Origin of the sequence: Nocardia sp. alder85J, from assembly GCF_020176955.2 — a bacterium.
Classification (GTDB): Bacteria; Actinomycetota; Actinomycetes; order Mycobacteriales; family Mycobacteriaceae; genus Nocardia.
Map to the genome: position 1 here is coordinate 200,397 of NZ_JAIUCZ020000003.1, position 17,337 is coordinate 217,733.

13 protein-coding genes are annotated in these 17,337 nt (G+C 70.2%); 4 read left to right on the plus strand and 9 right to left on the minus strand.

Features of this window, described 5'->3' with window-relative positions:
* Nucleotides 1-27: 27 nt before the first annotated feature.
* From nbtC to LBW94_RS12255, 3 genes are read right to left on the minus strand one after another with little or no spacing between them, the layout of a single operon-like run.
* Nucleotides 28-3,426 carry a nocobactin polyketide synthase NbtC gene (nbtC, locus tag LBW94_RS12245; protein WP_225057748.1) on the minus strand — a complete coding sequence of 1,133 codons (3,399 nt, stop codon included), beginning with the start codon at nt 3,424-3,426 and terminating at the stop codon, nt 28-30.
* Entirely contained in the window at nt 3,419-4,732 is a 1,314-nt protein-coding gene (locus LBW94_RS12250) for a polyketide synthase (RefSeq protein WP_225057747.1), read from the minus strand. The genes nbtC and LBW94_RS12250 overlap by 8 nt, the downstream gene beginning before the upstream one ends.
* A 19-nt stretch (nt 4,733-4,751) precedes the next feature.
* A complete protein-coding gene (locus LBW94_RS12255) occupies nt 4,752-5,507 on the minus strand; it encodes a thioesterase II family protein (protein ID WP_225057746.1) in 756 nt (251 codons plus the stop codon).
* A gap of 144 nt (nt 5,508-5,651) precedes the next feature.
* Here LBW94_RS12255 and LBW94_RS12260 point away from each other — a divergent pair, with 144 nt between their 5' ends.
* On the plus strand, nt 5,652-6,299 hold the full coding sequence (locus LBW94_RS12260; RefSeq protein WP_225057745.1) for a GNAT family N-acetyltransferase: 648 nt from the start codon (nt 5,652-5,654) through the stop codon (nt 6,297-6,299).
* Nucleotides 6,300-6,358: 59 nt separating this feature from the next.
* Here LBW94_RS12260 and LBW94_RS12265 read toward each other — a convergent pair whose 3' ends face one another.
* The 4 genes from LBW94_RS12265 to LBW94_RS12280 all read right to left on the minus strand — a co-directional run bounded on the left by LBW94_RS12265 (nt 6,359) and on the right by LBW94_RS12280 (nt 10,876).
* Nucleotides 6,359-7,549, minus strand: coding sequence for an acyl-CoA dehydrogenase family protein (locus LBW94_RS12265; RefSeq protein WP_225057744.1), 1,191 nt, complete (start codon nt 7,547-7,549; stop codon nt 6,359-6,361).
* Nucleotides 7,546-9,180 carry a long-chain-fatty acid--ACP ligase MbtM gene (gene mbtM / locus LBW94_RS12270; RefSeq protein ID WP_225057743.1) on the minus strand — a complete coding sequence of 545 codons (1,635 nt, stop codon included), beginning with the start codon at nt 9,178-9,180 and terminating at the stop codon, nt 7,546-7,548. The genes LBW94_RS12265 and mbtM overlap by 4 nt, the downstream gene beginning before the upstream one ends.
* Before the next feature lie 42 nt (nt 9,181-9,222).
* Nucleotides 9,223-9,483: an acyl carrier protein gene (locus LBW94_RS12275; RefSeq protein WP_225057816.1), complete on the minus strand. Its 261-nt coding sequence runs from the start codon at nt 9,481-9,483 to the stop codon at nt 9,223-9,225.
* A gap of 106 nt (nt 9,484-9,589) precedes the next feature.
* Nucleotides 9,590-10,876, minus strand: coding sequence for a SidA/IucD/PvdA family monooxygenase (locus tag LBW94_RS12280; RefSeq protein ID WP_225057742.1), 1,287 nt, complete (start codon nt 10,874-10,876; stop codon nt 9,590-9,592).
* Between the two features lie 202 nt (nt 10,877-11,078).
* On the opposite strand from LBW94_RS12280, the gene LBW94_RS12285 reads away from it, so the two are divergent.
* Complete coding sequence (locus LBW94_RS12285) at nt 11,079-11,510, plus strand: hypothetical protein (protein WP_225057741.1); 432 nt, start codon at nt 11,079-11,081, stop codon at nt 11,508-11,510.
* A 106-nt stretch (nt 11,511-11,616) separates the two neighbouring features.
* Nucleotides 11,617-12,324, plus strand: coding sequence for a siderophore-interacting protein (locus LBW94_RS12290; protein ID WP_225057740.1), 708 nt, complete (start codon nt 11,617-11,619; stop codon nt 12,322-12,324).
* A 364-nt stretch (nt 12,325-12,688) separates the two neighbouring features.
* Here LBW94_RS12290 and LBW94_RS12295 read toward each other — a convergent pair whose 3' ends face one another.
* Together LBW94_RS12295 and LBW94_RS12300 are read right to left on the minus strand one after the other, a co-directional pair.
* Entirely contained in the window at nt 12,689-14,428 is a 1,740-nt protein-coding gene (locus LBW94_RS12295) for an ABC transporter ATP-binding protein (protein ID WP_225057739.1), read from the minus strand.
* Nucleotides 14,425-16,272 (minus strand): ABC transporter ATP-binding protein, encoded by a 1,848-nt coding sequence (locus LBW94_RS12300; protein WP_225057738.1) that lies wholly within the window; start codon nt 16,270-16,272, stop codon nt 14,425-14,427. Before LBW94_RS12300 ends, LBW94_RS12295 begins: the two co-directional genes overlap by 4 nt.
* A 121-nt stretch (nt 16,273-16,393) precedes the next feature.
* Between LBW94_RS12300 and LBW94_RS12305 the strand changes: the two genes are divergently transcribed.
* Entirely contained in the window at nt 16,394-17,329 is a 936-nt protein-coding gene (locus LBW94_RS12305) for an RluA family pseudouridine synthase (protein WP_225057737.1), read from the plus strand.
* The last annotated feature ends 8 nt before the right edge of the window (nt 17,330-17,337 follow it).

Below are 17,337 nucleotides of genomic sequence, written 5' to 3' on the forward strand. Positions count from 1 at the left end.
TTCCTCTGCCCTGGTTGAAAACTTGTCCTAGACACCGGCGCCGGTCACCATCAGCACGACGTCGTCGAGCGACGCCCCACTGAGGATGTCGGCCACCTGGATGTCGCGATCCAGCACGGACTTGATGCGCCGCCGGAACTCCAATGCCTGCACCGAGTCCAGCCCCAGCGCCACCAACGGAATCGAGCCGTCGGTCAGCTCGCCATCGGCCCCCATCACCGCCTCCAGCTCGCCGCGCACGTGCTCCTCGAGCGCCTCGTCGGTGAGCGCCGCCGCGGGCTCGGAATCGCTTGCGGCAGAGTCCGATCCCGCGTCACCGGCATGCTGCCGACCAGCAGCTCCGACGCCCCCGGACCCGATGCCCACCCCTGGCCGCACACCGGTGACGGCCTGTACGGAGGCCGCGGCGTCGGCCACCGTGACGAGTAGCGGATCAACTCCCGTGGAGTGTCGCGGGCCGGTCCCCGTGGCGTAGCCCGAATCGACTCCGTGCACCGTAGCGGCGAGCTGTGGCGCGACGGACGAACCCGGCATCCCGGCGATCGGCGAGCCCGGTGCGGGTACGGCCGACGAGCCTCCGTTCGGCCATGGTCGCCGATCATGCTGGGCGGCTCCCGAAGTCGGCGCCGAGATCGTGGCCGGACGATTGCCGCGGGCGGGATCGCCGGGTGGTAGTTCGGCCAGTATCGAACCCTGGCCGAAGGCGTCGAAGACGCCGATCAGGCGGGGCCAGTCGGCGGCTGCCACGGTGACGTCGCCGTCGTGCGGGGTCAGCCCGGCGGCGATGGCGTCGGCGGGGTACATCGGGAGCAGACCGGTGCCCTTGATGCGGGTCCAGCCGTCCTCGTCGAGCAGGCCCGCGACGTTCCACAGGCCCCATTGCACCGAGACGCAGTCGACACCGTCCGCACGGAATCGGCGGGCGGCCACGTCGAGCAGGCGGTTGGTGGCGGCGTACAGGATCTGGCCACGGCCACCGAGTGTCGCGACGACCGACGAGAACAGCACCACGCGGCAGTCGGGGGTGCGGGGCACGGTCGCGACGACCAGTTCCGCGCCCAGTACCTTCGACGCCGCGGCGGTCTCGACCGCGTCGGCCGTCAGCTCGGGCAGCGTCGCATCGACGTAGTCGACGGCGGTGTGCAGCAGCAGGGTGACCGGGTGGTCCGCGATACCGGTGGCGAATCGGGTGACGGCGTCGGAATCGGTGACATCGCAACGGGTCACCACGATCTCGGCCGCGCCGAGGCGGCGGATCACGGCCAGTTGTCCGGCGGTGTCCGGGGTTTCGCCGCTGCGGCTGAGCAGGGTGACCCGCTCGGCGCCGGCACGGACGGCGTGTTCGCAGCAGCGCAGGCCCACTTGGCCGGTGCCGCCGACGATCAGCACGTGCGTCAGGTCCGGGCCGGTTCCGGGGGCCACGGCCGGATGCTCCGGCACCAGTCGCTTCGTGTAGAGGGTGCCGCCACGCAGCGCGAGTTCGGATTCCCCTGTGGTGTCCAGTGCGGCGAGGACCAGATCGGCGCGGCCCGCGTCGAGGTCGGCCGCCGGCAGGTCCAGGTGGCGCAACGTCAGTTCCGGGTATTCCATACCGACACAGCGGAATCCGGCGGCGATCGCGGCGGGTGCGCCCAGCGGGGCCGGATCGGTGCCGAGCACCGACTCGCCCGTGACGGTGAACAGCCAGCCCTGGCCGCCGGCGGTGAGTACGTCCAGGGCGGGCAGCCAGCCGCGACCGGCGAAGAAGTCGGCGAATTCGGCGATGGCCGTGGCGGTTTCGGCGGTCGGCGATGCGGGCGCGAGCACCACGACCCGGTCGTGGCCGCCGAGCCGCGGTACCCCGTTGGCGAGTTGCCGGGCGTCGAGCAGGGTGGCCGGATCGCCGCGGCGTTCGGCGGCGGCGGTCAGCGTGGCGGCGAGGTCCGGGCAGCGGCCGGTGTGGTCGACGAACAGCACGCGGCGCGGTGCGGACGGCGCGGGGAGCGGGATCGGCATCCAGTGCTCCACCAGCCGGTGCACCGCGGTGGGGTCGGGGGCCGGGTCGCCGATGGTGGGGTAGGCGGACCAGATTCGGCGACGCTCCCATCGAGTGTGCGGAAAGTTGGGCAGCGGCAGGGGTGTCGGCTCGGCGGGGCCGACTCGCAGTGCCTCCCAGTCGAAGTCGGTGTCATGCACCGCGAGGGTCGCAAGGTTGCGGGCGAACTCGCCGAGATCGGTCGCACTGCGCAGCGAGGTTCCGAGGACCAGGGTGTCGGGGTCGCCGAGGGCGGTCAGGTTGTCCTGCACCGCGAGTTGCAGCACCGGGTGATCGGACATCTCGATCAGGGTGTCGATACCGTCGCGCACCGCGGCGGCCACCGCCTTGTCGAAACGCACCCGATTGCGCAGGTTCCAGTACCAGTACTGCGCCTGCGCGACCTCGGGGCCGACCGCCGCGCCGAGAGTCGAGCCGTAGCAGGTGATGTCGGTGGCGGCGAAGGTCGCGTCGGCCAGGTCCCGCTGCACGGCGGCCTCGAATTCGGCACGCAGACCGGTGATCAGCGAGGTGTGGGCGGGGAAGCGGAGGGTGAAGCCGCGGGCGAACTGCCCGCGCTCCTGCACCTCGGCGGTGAGCGCCTCGACGGTGGCCCGCTCGCCGCAGATCACCATCAGGTTCGGGGCGTTGATCACCGCGAGTTCGGCCCAACCCGGTTGCCGGGCAAGCAGTTCCTCGCACTGTTCCCGGTCGGTGCCGAGCACGGCCATGGTGTAGCCGTCGGCGCCGGGCAGCGCCTCGGCCAGCCGGGACCGGCGACCGGCGACCACCACGGCCTGTTCCAGGGTCATCGCGCCCGCCACCACCATGGCGGCGAGTTCGCCCAGGCTGTGCGCCACGGTGGCCACCGGCCGCACCCCGGCGGCCTGCCACAACGCGGCCAGGCCCAGCATGTGGAACAGGATCGCGGGCTGCATCTCGGAGACCACATCGTGGTACGCACCCGGGGTGTCGAGCAGGTAGTGCAGCGGCCGATCGTGCCCGAACGCCGTCCGGAAGACCGCCGCGCACTCGTCGACACGGGCCCGATAGACCTCGGACACCTCGTAGTACCGCTTTCCGGGGCCGGGGCGCCCGCCGCCCTGGCCGGGGAAGACGAAGCCGATGCGGCGGGCGCCCGCGGTCGCCGCGGTGACCGCCGCGTGCGACTTCCCCGCGGCGATCGCGCGCAGCGCGTCGAGCAGTTCGTCCCGGGCGCCTACCCGGGCCAGGGCACGCTGCCGGCGGGCGCCGCGGGTGCGGAACAGCATGTGCGCCACCCGATCCGGGGTGATCCGGGGATGGGCCTCGAGATAGTCGAGCAGTGCGCGAGCCTCGGCCCGCAGCCCCTCGGCGCGGTCGGCGGACAGCAGGACCGCGCTGCGGCCGTCCGGGAGACGGTGGTCAGACATACTCCTCCTCCAGCGCGGGCATGCCGACGATCAGGTGCGCGTTGGTGCCGCCGATGCCGAACGCGGACACCGCGCCGTAGCGGACGCCGTCGATCGCCTCCCACGGTTCGGCCGCGGCCGCCAGCCGCAGCGTGGTGGCCGACCAGTCCACCGCGGTGGTCGGTTCGCCGGCCCACAGGCTCGGCGCGATGGTGCCGTGCGCGCCGCACAGCAGCATCTTGATCAGACCGAGCGCACCGGCGGCGGCCTGGGTGTGGCCGATATTGGATTTCACCGAGCCGAGCCGCGGCTGCCCGCCGGCCGAACCGTAGGTGCCGATCAGGGCCGCCAGCTCCACGGGATCGCCGACGGCGGTGCCGGTGCCGTGGCCCTCGACGAGCCCGATCAGTGCGGGGTCGAGGCCGGCGGCGGTGAGGGTGTCGTCGATCAGCCGGTGCTGGGCCCGCGCGCGCGGCACCGCGATCGGCGCGCCCTTGCCGTTGTGGTTGACCCGGGAACCGAGCAGGTGCCCGTAGACGCGATGGCCGAGACGTTCGGCGCGGGAACGATGTTCGAGCACGAGCACCCCGGCGCCCTCACCCCAGAGCGTGCCGGTGGTCTCGGCGGCGTACGGCCGGCAGTGGCCGTCGGAGGACAACGCGTTGTTCCGGGCGAAGTCGTAGAACGGGCCGGGCGCGCCCATCACGCACACGCCACCGGCCAGCGCCCAGTCGCATTCGCCCGCCCGCAGCGCGGCGGCGGCCTGGTGGATCGCGGTCAGCGCGGAGGCGCACGAGGTGTCGACGCCGATGGACGGCCCGGTCAGGCCGATCGCGTGCGAGATCCGACCGGCCACCGTGCCGAGCGCGGTGCCGCTGAGCCGATATCCGCTGGAATCGCTCGCGCTCGCCATCAGCGGCCCGTATTCCAGCGGCGAGACGCCGATCCAGCACCCGGCGCAATCACCTTCCAGCGCACCGGGATTGAGTCCGGCGTGTTCGAGGGCCCGCCAGGCGACCCGCATCGCGACCCGCTGCTGCGGGTCCATGGCGGCCGCCTCGCGGGGGCTGATCCCGAAGAAGGCGGGATCGAATTCGGTGGCGCCGGAGAGGAATCCACCGGCGTCGCGGACCACGCCCCAGCCCGAGCGGTCACCGAGACCCAGCAGCTGACCCAGCGGCCAGTCCCGGTCGCGCGGGAAGGGTCCGATCGTCTCCCTGGATTCGACCAGGACCGACCAGAACTGCGGCAGTGTCTCGACATCTCCGGGGGCCTCGATCCCCATGCCCACGACCACGATCGGGTCGTCCGAGATCGATGTCCTCATCATGTCTTTCGTACTCACGTCAGGCCGATGCGGTGGCGCGCGGCATCAGCAGATCCACCAGCCCGTCGATGTGATCGTCGATATAGAAATGGCCGCCGCCGAATTCGGAGAGCCGGAATTCACCGCGGGTGTGCGCGCCCCAGTCCTGCGCGTCGGCCGGGGTGACGAAAACGTCCGCATCACCGCGTACCGCGAGAACAGGTGCGGCGACCGTGGTTCCGGCCGCGCAGCGGTACCGGTCGACCGCCGCGTAATCCGCCTTCAGCACCGGCAGCGCCATTCTCATCACCTCACGGCTGGCCATCACCTCGGCATCGGTGCCGTTGAGGGAGAGCAGGCGGTCGATCAGCGCGTCGTCCTCGGTGGGATGAGAGGGTTGTTCCTCGGTGCGGCCCGGCGAGGCGGACGAGGAGGCGACCAGCAATCGCACCGGCAGCCCGGCCGACTCGGCGAGCCGGACCAGTTCGAAGGCGACCAGGGCCCCCATGCTGTGCCCGAACACGGTCAGCGGCAGGCCGCGCTGGTGCGGCGAGTCCCGGAAGGCCGCGAACGCTCCGGCCGCGAGTTCCGGCAGCGTCTCCACCACCGGCTCCTTGGCCCGATCCTGGCGGCCGGGATATTGGAAAATCACCACGTCGAATTCCGCGGCCAGACGCTTCGCCAGCACGCGATAGGCGGATGCTCCGGCGCCCGCGTGCGGCAGAATCAGCAGTGAACCACACGACGGGGAACCCGGCGCTTGGAATTGCCTGAGCCAGCCGAGTCCTGGTGCCATTTCCACTCTCCTACATCGACAACCGGTCCCCGGTGACGCCCCCGCAGCGCCCGAATTTCGGACGACCCCGCATCCGGTGACCTTAGCCTAGGCTATCCTTATTAAACGTTGGATTGCAATCCCGACCGAACGGAGCCGACACAGATGACCCGCACCACACCAGCGAGCACGGAATACGTGCTGCCCCGGCAACTGCGCGAGGGGCCGGCTGCCGAGGTCCTGGCCGCGCCCGCGCCGCCGATTCCCCTGCTCGACGGCTCGTTTCGGCTGCGCACGGTCGATCCGGACAGTGCCGATACCGAGCTGATCGCGGAGTGGATGCGCATGCCCCGGCTCATCGCCGGCTGGGAACAGGACTGGCCCACCGAGAAGTGGTACGGCCACCTGAAGGCGCAGACGGACGGGTCGTATTCCCGGCCCATTCTCTGTATTTTCCGGGACAAGCCGATCGGATATCTCGAAATCTATCGCGCGGCACAGGATTCCATTGCCACGCGATATGCCGCCGAGCCGTTCGATCTGGGAATCCACGCCGCGATCGCCGACGAGGCGATGGCCCGCCGCGGATTCGGCCCGCTGTTGCTGCCGCGCATCGTATCCGGGCTGTTCGATCTCGAATCCGAGTGCTGGCGCATCATGTTCGATCCCGATCATCGGAACAACGAGGCGCGCCGGTTGTGTGAGCACGCGGGTTGCGCATTCCTCGGCGAGCATCGGATGTCCAATCGCACGATGGCGCTGTACGTCCTGCCCCGCACGCCCGCCGACGTTCCCGGCAGTCCGGCGCGGTGAGCCGCGGCCGGTGCGGCCGGGATGTTCCCGGCCGCACCGCAGGACCCGGCCGCCCGCGTTCAGGAGCGCTGGGTGTCGGTCAGGCCCCAGGCGGCGTACTCCTCGACGTTCGGCGTCATGGAGGCCGCGACCAGCTCCCACAGCACCTCGTCGGTGCCGCCGCCGACCCGGCCCAGTTTCATGTCCCGCCACCAGCGTCCGAGCGGCGTCTCGTCGATCAGGAAGCCGGTGCCGCCGAAGATGTGCAGACATTCCGACATCACCTCCTCGCCGAGCCGGGCCGCGGTGACCTTCACCGCCGCGGCGGTGCGGAGGTTCATCTGCTGGTCCGCGGCGATGCCGGTCAGCGCGTGCCTCAGCACATCGACCCGCGCTTGCAGATCGGCCACCCGCAACCGCAACGCCTGATGATCGAAGAGGGTGTGGCCGAACTGGGTCCGGTCCTTCATCCGGGCCACGGTGATGCCGATCGCGCGATCGCACGATGCCGCCACCTGACCGGCGATGGACAGCCGCTCGTGCGCCAGACCCCAGCTCACCACCGCGAGACCCGTTCCGGGACGGGCGATCAGCGCCTCCGCGGGCACCCAGGTGTCGATCTCGACCGGTGCGGTGTCCAGTGGCCCGGCGCTCACCTTGCGGTAGCGGTCGAGCACCGTGACCTGAGCGGTCGGCACCAGCACCAGTGCCACATTGCCGTGCGCCGCCGAGTTCTCCTGCGAGGTATCGCGACCCACCACCAGGATGTAGTCGGCGATCGGCGACAGCGAGACGAACTTCTTCCGCCCGCGCACCTCGTAACCACCACGGCTGCCGCGGATCTCGGTCTCGGCGATCTGGAGGTCGGAGCCGCCGGAGGCTTCCGAGGCGCCGATGCAGAGCACCGCCTCACCGCGGATGGCCTGTTCGGCCACGGCCCGCAGGCGCTCGGACCGGCCGAAGCGGCGCAGGATCGAGATCGCCGAATCGTGCAGGCTGACACCGACACCGACACCGATCCCGGCCGAGCCCAATCGGCCCAGCGCGAGGGCGAGTTCGAACAGCTTCGGCAGATCGGGATGCACCCCGCCTGCCCACTTGTCGGCGAAAACCCCGGCGCGGCCGAGTCGTTCGATCAGCTGCCGCGGGAACTTCTCGTCCGCCTCGGCCTGTTCGGTCCACGCCGTGACCTGCTCGTCGAAGACCTCCCGCAGCAGTTCGCGGTACTCGTCGAGGGTCCGGACCTCCGCTGCGACCGCCGTTTCCGTCATTTCGCCGCTCCTGCCGATTCCACGAGGCGCTTGACCTCGAGCCGCCGCAGCTTGCCGGAGGTGGTGATCGGCAGTCCGCCTGCCGGGACCAGGATCACCTCCGACGGCACGATGCCGCATTCCGAGGCCACCCGCTCGACGATCGCGGCGCGGGCCGAGGTCTCGTCGGCGCCTTTGTATTCCGCGGCGATCGCCAGGCCGGGACGGGCCGCGCCCGCGCCGGTGCCGATCGCGACCACCCGGCCGCTGCGGACGCCGTCGACGGTCGCCGCGGCGCGCTCGATCTCGGTCGGGAAGACGTTGCGGCCCGCGACGATGATCAGCTCCTTGGCGCGACCGCACACCACCAGGGCCCCGTCCACCAGATAGCCGATGTCACCGGTCTTGAACCAGCCGTCCGGGGACAGCCGCTCATCGCCGAAATAGCCGTCCATCATGGAGGTTCCGCGGATCTCGACGTCGCCCACCTCGCGACCCTCGATCGCCTGCGGCGCGGGATCCGAGGGCGTGATGCGCACCTCGGTACCCGGGATCGGCTCGCCGAGCACGGCCAGCCGGCGCGTGGTCGCGGTGCCGTCGCCACGGTCCTCGACCCGGACTTCGTCGACGCGCAGCCCGGCGCCGGGCCTGACCATGGTGACCGCACAGGTGGATTCGGCCAGTCCGTAGGCGGGCACGGCGGCGCCCGGATCGAAGCCCACCCGGGTGGTCTCGTCCAGGAAGCGCTGGAAGCCGGCGGTGTCGATCGGCTCGCCGCCACTGATCGCGATCCGCATCCGGCCGAGATCGGCGTCCTTGATGAGGCGTCCGTACCGGCCGACGATGTCGTAGGCGAAGTTCGGCGCCGCGGTGTAGGTGGCGCCGGCGTCGCTGAGCCAGTTCATCCACTTGAAGGGCCCGGCGGCGAAGGCCGAATTCGGCGCCAGCCACAACGGGATTCCGGTGACCAGCGTGCTCATCAGGAAGGTCAGGCCCATGTCGTGGTAGAGCGGCAGCCAGCTGCATCCCACGTCGGCGGGTGTCAGGCCCAGCCGGTCCACCACGCCGTCGATGTTCGCCACCGCGGTATCGCGGGACAGCTCCACCCATTTCGGCATGCCGGTCGAACCGGCGGTCCCTTGCAGCACCGCCAGGCTGCCGCCGTCGCCACCGGCCTCCGGTGTGAACGAGGACGACAGGCCGCTGCGGCCCACGACCGCGAGATCCGCGACGTGCACAGCGGTTTCGGCGCTCGCGAGCAGTTCCAGGGTGCCGGTGTGGCTGAAGACCGTGCGCACGCCGATATCGGCGAAGCGGCGCAGCGAGGTCCGGGCCCAGGCGGCCGGATCGGCGCCGCGCACCGGGCCCGGCAGGATCGAGACGGTGGTCCCGGCCATCCACGCGCCGAGGATGGCGGCGACCAGTTCGGCGGTCGGTTCGCCGATCAGCCCGACGCGGCCGACCGCGCGGTCGGCGCGGGCCAGGATCTCGGACGCGATCCGTTCGGCCTTGGCGTGGATCTCCGGCCAGGGGTATCGCTGCCACTGCCCGGATTCCTGATCCAGCACGACCAGATCGGCCGTGGATGTCGAGATCGCTCGGGAAATACCGGCCGCCAACGGATTCGCGGCTTCATAACTGCTGCTGGTCATCGCTCACTCTCGGGTTGCGCAGTCGCGGAACGGAACACGCGCTCAGTGCGCGGGCTCGCCGGCCCGGGTGGTGACGATGTCGTCGAGATCGCCGATCGTATTGCAGCTGAGCAGATCCTCTTCCGAGAGCGCGATGCCCAGCCGCTCCTCGATGGCGACCATTCCGACGGCGAACCCGACGGAGTCCAGACCGACCTGGTCGATGAGATGCGATTCGCGGGTGAACCGGCTGGTGTCGATCTGCATTTCCTCACGGAGGATCTGCTCGAGCGCCGCGCTGATTCCGGCCTTGTTGTCTGCCAACGTCCGTGCCTTCCATGCAATTCGAAACGGCTCGGGTGTCGCGGCGGGTGGAATGCCGATCGGCGGCACGCTCGTCTGAGCGGCACCGAGCCTTAGTTAGGATAGGCTAATCTACCATCGCCTGTCGACGGCTTGCCGCCTCCACCCGGCCGATCCGCACCGGCGCGCCGAGCACCCGATCCGAAAGTTCGCCCAGACAGGACAGATTCGGGAAGCCCGGCCCCTGCCCGACACCGGCCAGATTCGGCAGGTACAGCTTCGCGGGCAGGCCGCGCACCGAGAGGTCGTAGTCGATCGCGGCCTCGACGCGGGGCGGGGTCGTACGGCCGCCGACGGCCAGCTCCAGCAGATCCGCCGCGCCGGGCTCCAGCAGGTCCAGGAACCACAGCGGCTGCCCGCCGGTCGCGTCGATCACCAGATCGAAACCCTGGATCTGATCGGAGCGGGACTGGTTGCGCAACGTCAGCGCGACCGTGTCACCACGATCGGCGACCCGGATCACGCGGCCCTGTAAGTGGTGAACCCGGTTGTCGCCCAGTAGATTCTGCTGCACGCTCACCGAGAACACGCCACGGTCGCACCGGCGGATCGCATCACGCCGCTCCGCCACCGTCAGCCCGGTCCAGGCCGTGGGATCACTGAACAGCGCGTTCTCGAAATAGCTTTCGCCGCGGGTGTAGAGGGTGGGGGCGGGCGAGATCACGCCGATCGACAGCATGTCGTGCCGTACCAGCTCGTCCAGGGCCGCGGCCGCGGTCTCGCCGCCGCCGACGACGGCCACCCGCGAGGCCACCGGCAGACTGCGCCGGCCCACCAACTCCCAGAACCGCGAGATGCTCAGCACCCGTGCATGTTCCGCCAGTGCGGAGGTGCTCGCGCCGGGGCCGGTGATCATCAGCCGATCGACATCGAATTGGCCGGTACCGGATTCGGCGTCGGTCACGGTGACCAGCCAGCCGTCGGCGGCGGCGCTCACGCCGGTCACGGTGCCGCGCACCAACTCCAGGTCGATCTTGCCGGCCACCCATCGCAGGTAGCGGGCCCACTCCCGGTGGTACGGATTGGGCCGGCCGCGGTCGATCCACTCGGCGTAGGTGCCGTGCTCGATCAGGAAGGAGGTCCAGCTGTAGGCCGTCATCGCCGCGTTGATGTCCCGGTTGTGGCCGCGGGCCCAGGTGGAGCGGTACGGGAAGCCGATGTCCTTCTCCGGGCTGGTGCCGAGCCGGTGCCGGCCGTCGGTCCAGCCGCCGTCGGGCAGCCAATTCGCGCCCACACCATGCCGATCCACCACCACCACGCGCGGTGCGGGCAGCCCGAGATCCCGCAACACCCGCGCCTTCGCCGCCACCGCCAGGGCCTTCGGCCCGGCACCGACTACCAGAAGTGTTTCCACGCGATCTCCCACTTTCCTCGATGCCGCGAAGACGCGTGTGCCACCGCTGTACGGCGGGGCGCGGCGACGCACCGGCCCTCCCATATTTGCATAGCCTTACCTTATATTGCACAGTGGTACAGGTCCCGGAGACGGGCGCCGCAGCATCGAGATCATCTGGAGTACGGTCATGAACCTCCGCCACAAGCCCCTGATTCGCCTCATGTCGATTGCCTTCGCAGTCGCCCTGCCACTGGTCGGAGCGTCCGGCAACGCCGCGGCGGCACCGGCGGTGGCGACCGTCCACGCGGACGCCGGTTCCCCCGGTTCCGCCGAGCTGACCAACAAGCTGGGCGTCGCGATCAACACGGGGCTGCCGCGCAGTACCCGCGCCAACGAGCTCGAATCGGGCGATTCCGGCGTCGGCGTGATGGACAAGGTCGCCGACACGCTGGCCCTGTCGCCGCCGACCCTGCACTGGGATGTGGTGGGCGCGAACCAGTCCGGCGATCGCATCGACGCGACGCTGCGGGTGCTCACCCCCGGCTACCCGGACTTCGCCTACCCGATCCACTGGGTGCGCGTCGGCGATTCCTGGAAGCTGAGCCAGGATTCGGTCTGCACGATCGGCGCCGCGGTGGCCGCGTCCTGCTGACGCGGGACTCATCGGAACGCCCCGGCGCCGTCTCGGCACCGGGGTGTTTCGCATTCGCCGCGATTGCCCGATGACCGACTCATTTGTTTAGGCTAACCTAATCACCATGGGTAAGGGATACAACGGCTTCATCCTGAAGATGATGCGGGCGAAGGACTACCGGCTCACGGTCTCCAGCGTGGAGACGGTGACCGACAAATATCTGCGGCTCGGCTTCGACGGCGGTGGCCTGCTGCGGGATCACCCGATCCATCCCACCCAGTTCGTCCGGCTGTGGATCCCCGAGGAGGGCACCGACACGCTGCATCAGCGCGGGTACACGCTCCTCGATCAGGACCCCGACGGCGACCGATTCTGGATCGAATTCGCACTGCACAACGGTCCCGCCGCCAACTGGGCCCGCGACGCCTCGGTGGGCGACGAGGTCGAATGCACGGTGATGGGTTCGGATTTCACCCTGCCCGATCCGCTGCCCGGCGAATTCCTGATCTTCGGCGACACCGCCTCACTCCCCGCGGTCAACACCCTGCTCGAGGCCATCGGCGACGTCCCGGCCCGGATCTGGCTGGAGTGGCAGTACGAATCCGATACCGGCCTACCGGTCCGCAACAAGCCGCAACACGAGGTCACCTGGATCCAGCGCGTCGACGACGGCCGCCTGATGCGCGAGCTGGCCCACGACCTGGACTGCCCCAGCGACGCATACGTGTGGGCCGCCTGCGACGCCGCCACCACCCGCTCCATCTCGAAAACCCTCCAGACCACCCACCAACTACCGAAGACGTCGATCAAGGCCCGCGGATACTGGCGCTGACACACCGGGGTGCCGCGAAATCCGCGACCACCCCGATCGCACCCGAACGTTGTCGAGCCGAGCCTGTTGCGGCGGAACCCACAACGACCTGACCCCGTGCCACCCCCGAACCTGTGCGGTCTCGGTCCGGCGGCACGGTCCAGCAGTCCGACCTGGCTGTTCAGCTTGTTCCCGCAGCTGGGCCCGACCCGGCAGCACAGCCCGGCCAAGCGATACGACCAGGCCGGCAATTCAGCGCGGGCAACACAATTCGCCACGGCCTCACGGTTCGACCCGGCCGATAACTCGGCCCGGCCCGGCACGACGGCCCAACCCGGCACGACGGCCCGGCACCGGCGGTGCGCCGGGCCGGGCGGATCTGCTTTCAGGCGACCGGGATCGGCTCCAGGCGCCAGCCGGTGGCACGGGAGCGTTCGTTCCAGAAGTCGGCGTAGCGGCCGGCGGCGGCCAGCAGTTCGGTGTGGGTGCCGCGTTCGGTGATGCGGCCCTCGTCGAGGAAGAGGATCTGGTCGGCGTGGGCGATGGTGGCCAGGCGGTGGGCGACGACCAGGACGGTTTTTCCGCGACTCAGTTGATGGACGCCACGGACGACCACGGCCTCGCTGTGCGGATCCAGAGCGCTGGTGGCCTCGTCGAGCAGGACCACCGGGGCGTCCTTGAGCAGGGCGCGGGCGATCGAGATGCGCTGGCGCTCACCGCCGGACAGGGTCGCGCCGCCCTCACCGACGATGGTGTCCCAGCCGTCGGGCAGGCGGTCGACGATCTCGTCCACCCGCGCCGCGGTGGCGGCCCGGCGGACTTCCTCGTCGGTGGCGTCGGGGCGGCCGATCCGGATGTTCTCGATCACCGAGCGGTTGAACAGGTAGACCTGTTGCGACACCAGTGACAGCTGGCCGAGCAGGGTTTCGGTGGGCTGGTCGCGGACGTCCGCGCCGCCGACCTCGATGCCGCCCGAGCTCACATCGTGGTAGCGCGACACCAGTCGCAGCAGGGTGGATTTGCCGGAGCCGCTGGGGCCGACGATGGCGGTGGTGGTGCCGGCGGGCACGGTGAACGACAGTTCCGACAGCACCGGCTTGTCCGCTTCGTAGCCGAAGCCGACACCGTCGAAGACGACGGTCGGTGCGCCGGGGGTCACGGCAGCGGCCGATTCCGGCAGCGCGGGCTCGGCCAGCAGTTCCGTGATGCGGCGGACCGCGGCGGCGGCCGAGCGCAGTGTGGTGCCCAATTGGGCCGCCTGCGTGAGGGGTTCGATGAACCGGGAGCCGACGGCCACCAGCGCGATGGCCGCCGCGGCCGTGATCGCGCCCTGCGTCACCCGATCCACCGCGAGGTAGGCCAGCAGCAGGAAGGCGCCCTGCACCAGGATCGTGAACACGAACAGGCTCGGGACGGCGGTGAACACCATCCGGACGGTGGCCGAACGCTGTCCGGCCAGCGCGGCGTCCAGTGCCCGGTTGCGCGCGCCGACCGCGCCGAATGCACGCAAGACCGGCTGGGCCTGCGCGAATTCCACGACACGCGTGTCGGATTCGACCGCCGCGGCATGGATGCGCCGATCCGACCAGTTGTACAGCCGCCCGGCCGCCGCTTCGACCACGAACAGCACCGGCGCGGCCACCAGCATCGCCACGCCGATCCGCCAGTCCACCAGCAACATTCCGACCGCCACACCCAGCGGTACCACGATCCCGGCGATCACCTTGGCCAGCAGATAGGCGACGAGTTGCTGCACCTGGCGCACATCCTCGACGACCAGATGCGACAGCGCCGCCGCCGGCCGATCACCGAACCAGCCGAGCGGCAACGTGTTCAGCTGATCACCCAGCCGGGTCTGGAGGTCGGCCTGCAGGCCGACCGCGATCCGCAGGCCGAGCACCGCTTGCAGATAGGTGAGCACCACCACGCCGGCCACGGCCAGCAGCATCGGCAGCACCCAGACCCACGCGCCGGCCGTATCGTGGCCGAACAGCGCCTTCAGCACGGGGACCAGCAGCACACAGGCGACCGCCTGGCAGATCGCCTGCGCGACGACCGCCGCCAGGAAACGCGGGGTCAGCCGGGCGTATTCGGCCGGAATCAGGGCCAGCACCGTGCGGATCATCGGTTCTCCTCCGTGCCGGCCAGCGCGACCTCGCCGACCGCCGCCTCGTTCAGTTCCCACAGCTGTTGATACAGACCACCCGCGTAGCGCAGGCTCTCGTGCCGGCCCTGTTCGACCAGGGCGCCGTCGTTCAGCACCAGGATGTTGTCGACGTTGGTGATGGTGTGCAGGCGATGGGCGATGACCAGCACCGTGCGCCCGGCCACCAGCGTGGCCAGCGCATCCTGCACGGCTGCTTCGGATTCCGGGTCGGCGAAGGCGGTGGCCTCGTCGAGCACCAGCACCGGGGTGTCGGCCAGCAGCGCGCGGGCGATCGACAACCGTTGTGCCTCACCACCGGACAGCGTCGCGTCCACGCCGATCTCCGAGTCGTAGCCGCGCGGCAGGGTGGCGATGCGGTCGTGGATCCGGGCCGCGCGGGCGGCCCGCTCCAGTGCGGCGTCGTCGGCGTCGGGCCGCGCCAGCCGCAGATTCTCCCGGATACTTGCCCCGATCAGCCGCACGTCCTGGAAGACGAAACCCACGCTGCGGTACAGATCCGCACTACCGTAGTCACGAATATCGGTGCCCGCCAGCGTGATCCGTCCGGAGTCGACATCGTGGAAGCGAGGCAGCAGCTTCGCCACGGTGGACTTGCCCGAACCGCTGGGGCCCACCAGCGCCGTCACCGTCCCCGGGGTCAGTTCGAACGAGATGCCGTGCAGGACCTGACGATCCGCGCGATAGCCGAAGCCCACGCCCTCGAAGCGCACGGTGCCGGCGGGCTCGGCGGCCCGCGCCCGCGGTGCGCCGCTGCCCGAGCTCAGCTCCGGCGTCTGCTGGAGCTCGTGCAGGCGCAGGGCCGCGGCACCGGCCGCACTCAGCGCTTGCGCGCTGTAGGCCAGCCCGAGCAGCGAACTGCCGATACCCAGCCCGACCAGCAGGAACGGCAGCAGATCCACCGCGTGCACCCAGCCGAGGCCGACCAGCGCCAGACCCGCGACGACCACCACGGACATCACGAACACCGGGGCGATGACGACATCGGTGAGCGCCTGCACGGTGATGATGGGGGCCTTCATCTGCCGCAGCCGCTTGGTCTGCTCACCGACGGCCTGCTGGAACGCGGTGTACGCCTTGCCCGCCCGGCCGAACGCCCGCACCACCGTGATGCCGTCGACGAATTCGATCACCGTCTCCTGGGTGCGGCGCTCCGACCGGAGGAACAGGGCGGTACGGTCGCGGCCGTCGGCGTCGGCCATCCGGCTGTACAGCACCGCGTAGAGGATCAGCGGGATCAGCAGCACCAGCGTCATCAACCAGTCGACGGCGATCAGGTAGACCAGGCTGACCAGCGGAACCGTCACGGCGGCAACGAAATCCAGCCGGGCGTGGGCCACCAGGTAGTGCAGCGCGTCGACATCGTCCTGGAGATAGGACTTCACCTCGCCGGAGCTGCGCTCGAACCAGCCCAGCGGCACCCGGGTCAGCTTCTCCGCCAGCGTGCGGCGCACCGTGAGCTGGAAGCGCGCGTCGGACAGATGCGACCAGGTCAGCGCCACCGCCTGCCACAGCGCGCGGACCACCAGCACGGCGACCGCAAGGCCCAGCAGCCGCCACACCCGGTCGGTGTCCGGGTGCGGGGCCAGCAGTTCACGGCAGGCTTCGACGATCAGAATGAACGGAACGACCGCGCCGACCGACGTGAGGAAGACGATCACCGACGCCCCGGTGAGCGTGCGCTGCACCGGCGCGAGAATCTCCTTGCGGGCCGCGGTCTCCCGGGCCTTGCGCTGCTTCACTACCGATCTCGGTGGCCGGTTCCCCGTATCCGCCGCGGGCAGCGGCGCGGCCTCTACCGTCATTACTGTGCCTCCTTGCCGAATCATCCACATCATCACACAATCCGGCCACCGAAGGTAGGTAAGGCTAACTTTCACAACCCGGATGCGCGGGCGGCCCTGCTCACGGCTACCGTCGAGGTCGATGCGACGCAGGCAGGTCCCCCCGCTCCCCCAGCGCCACGGTCTCGACCCGGCGCGCCTGCGGCTGCCCGAGGAGGGCTCCTGGGCGACGGTCCGCGATCACCTGGTGGAACGGCTGCCGCGGGTGCCCGCCGCCCGGATCGACGAGATGCTGGCCGCCGGGGCCATCGTCGACCTGGACGGGCCGATCGCGCCGGACGCCGCCTACGTCCCGGGTGGCGCCGTCTGGTTCCACCGGGACCTGCCCCGGGAGACGCCGGTGCCGTTCGAGATCACCGTCGTGCATCGCGACGAGACCCTGCTGGTGGTCGACAAACCGCATTTCCTGTCGACCATCCCGCGGGGGCAGCACATTCTCGAGACCGCGCTGGTGCGGCTGCGCCGGGAACTGGACCTGCCCGCGCTGATCCCGGCGCACCGGCTGGACCGGGCCACCGCGGGCCTGGTGCTGTTCGTGATCGACCCCGCCCGGCGCGGCGCCTATCAGATGCTGTTCCAGCGCCGCCGGGTCCGCAAGGAGTACCGGGCCGTCGCACCCGTCGACCCGCGACTGGCCCTGCCGCTGACCATTCGCAGCCGGATAGTCAAGGAGCGCAATATTATTCGCGCCTTCGAAACCGACGGCGAGCCGAATGCCGAAACGCGGGTGGAATTGGCGGAGCAACGCGGCGGGCTCGGGCTGTATCGGTTGCTCCCGCACACCGGGCGCACGCATCAGCTACGGCTGCACATGAATTCGCTGGGCATCCCGATTCTGGGCGACGACTTCTATCCCGAACTGGTCGACAAACCCGTGGACGACTTCACCAGGCCACTGCAATTACTCGCCGCGACACTGGAATTCACCGATCCCGTGACCCACGAACCGCGCCGCTTCGAGACCACCCGGACGTTGCGGGCGTGGACGGATCCACAAGGCTGGGCCGCCACCGGGTGACGGCCGCC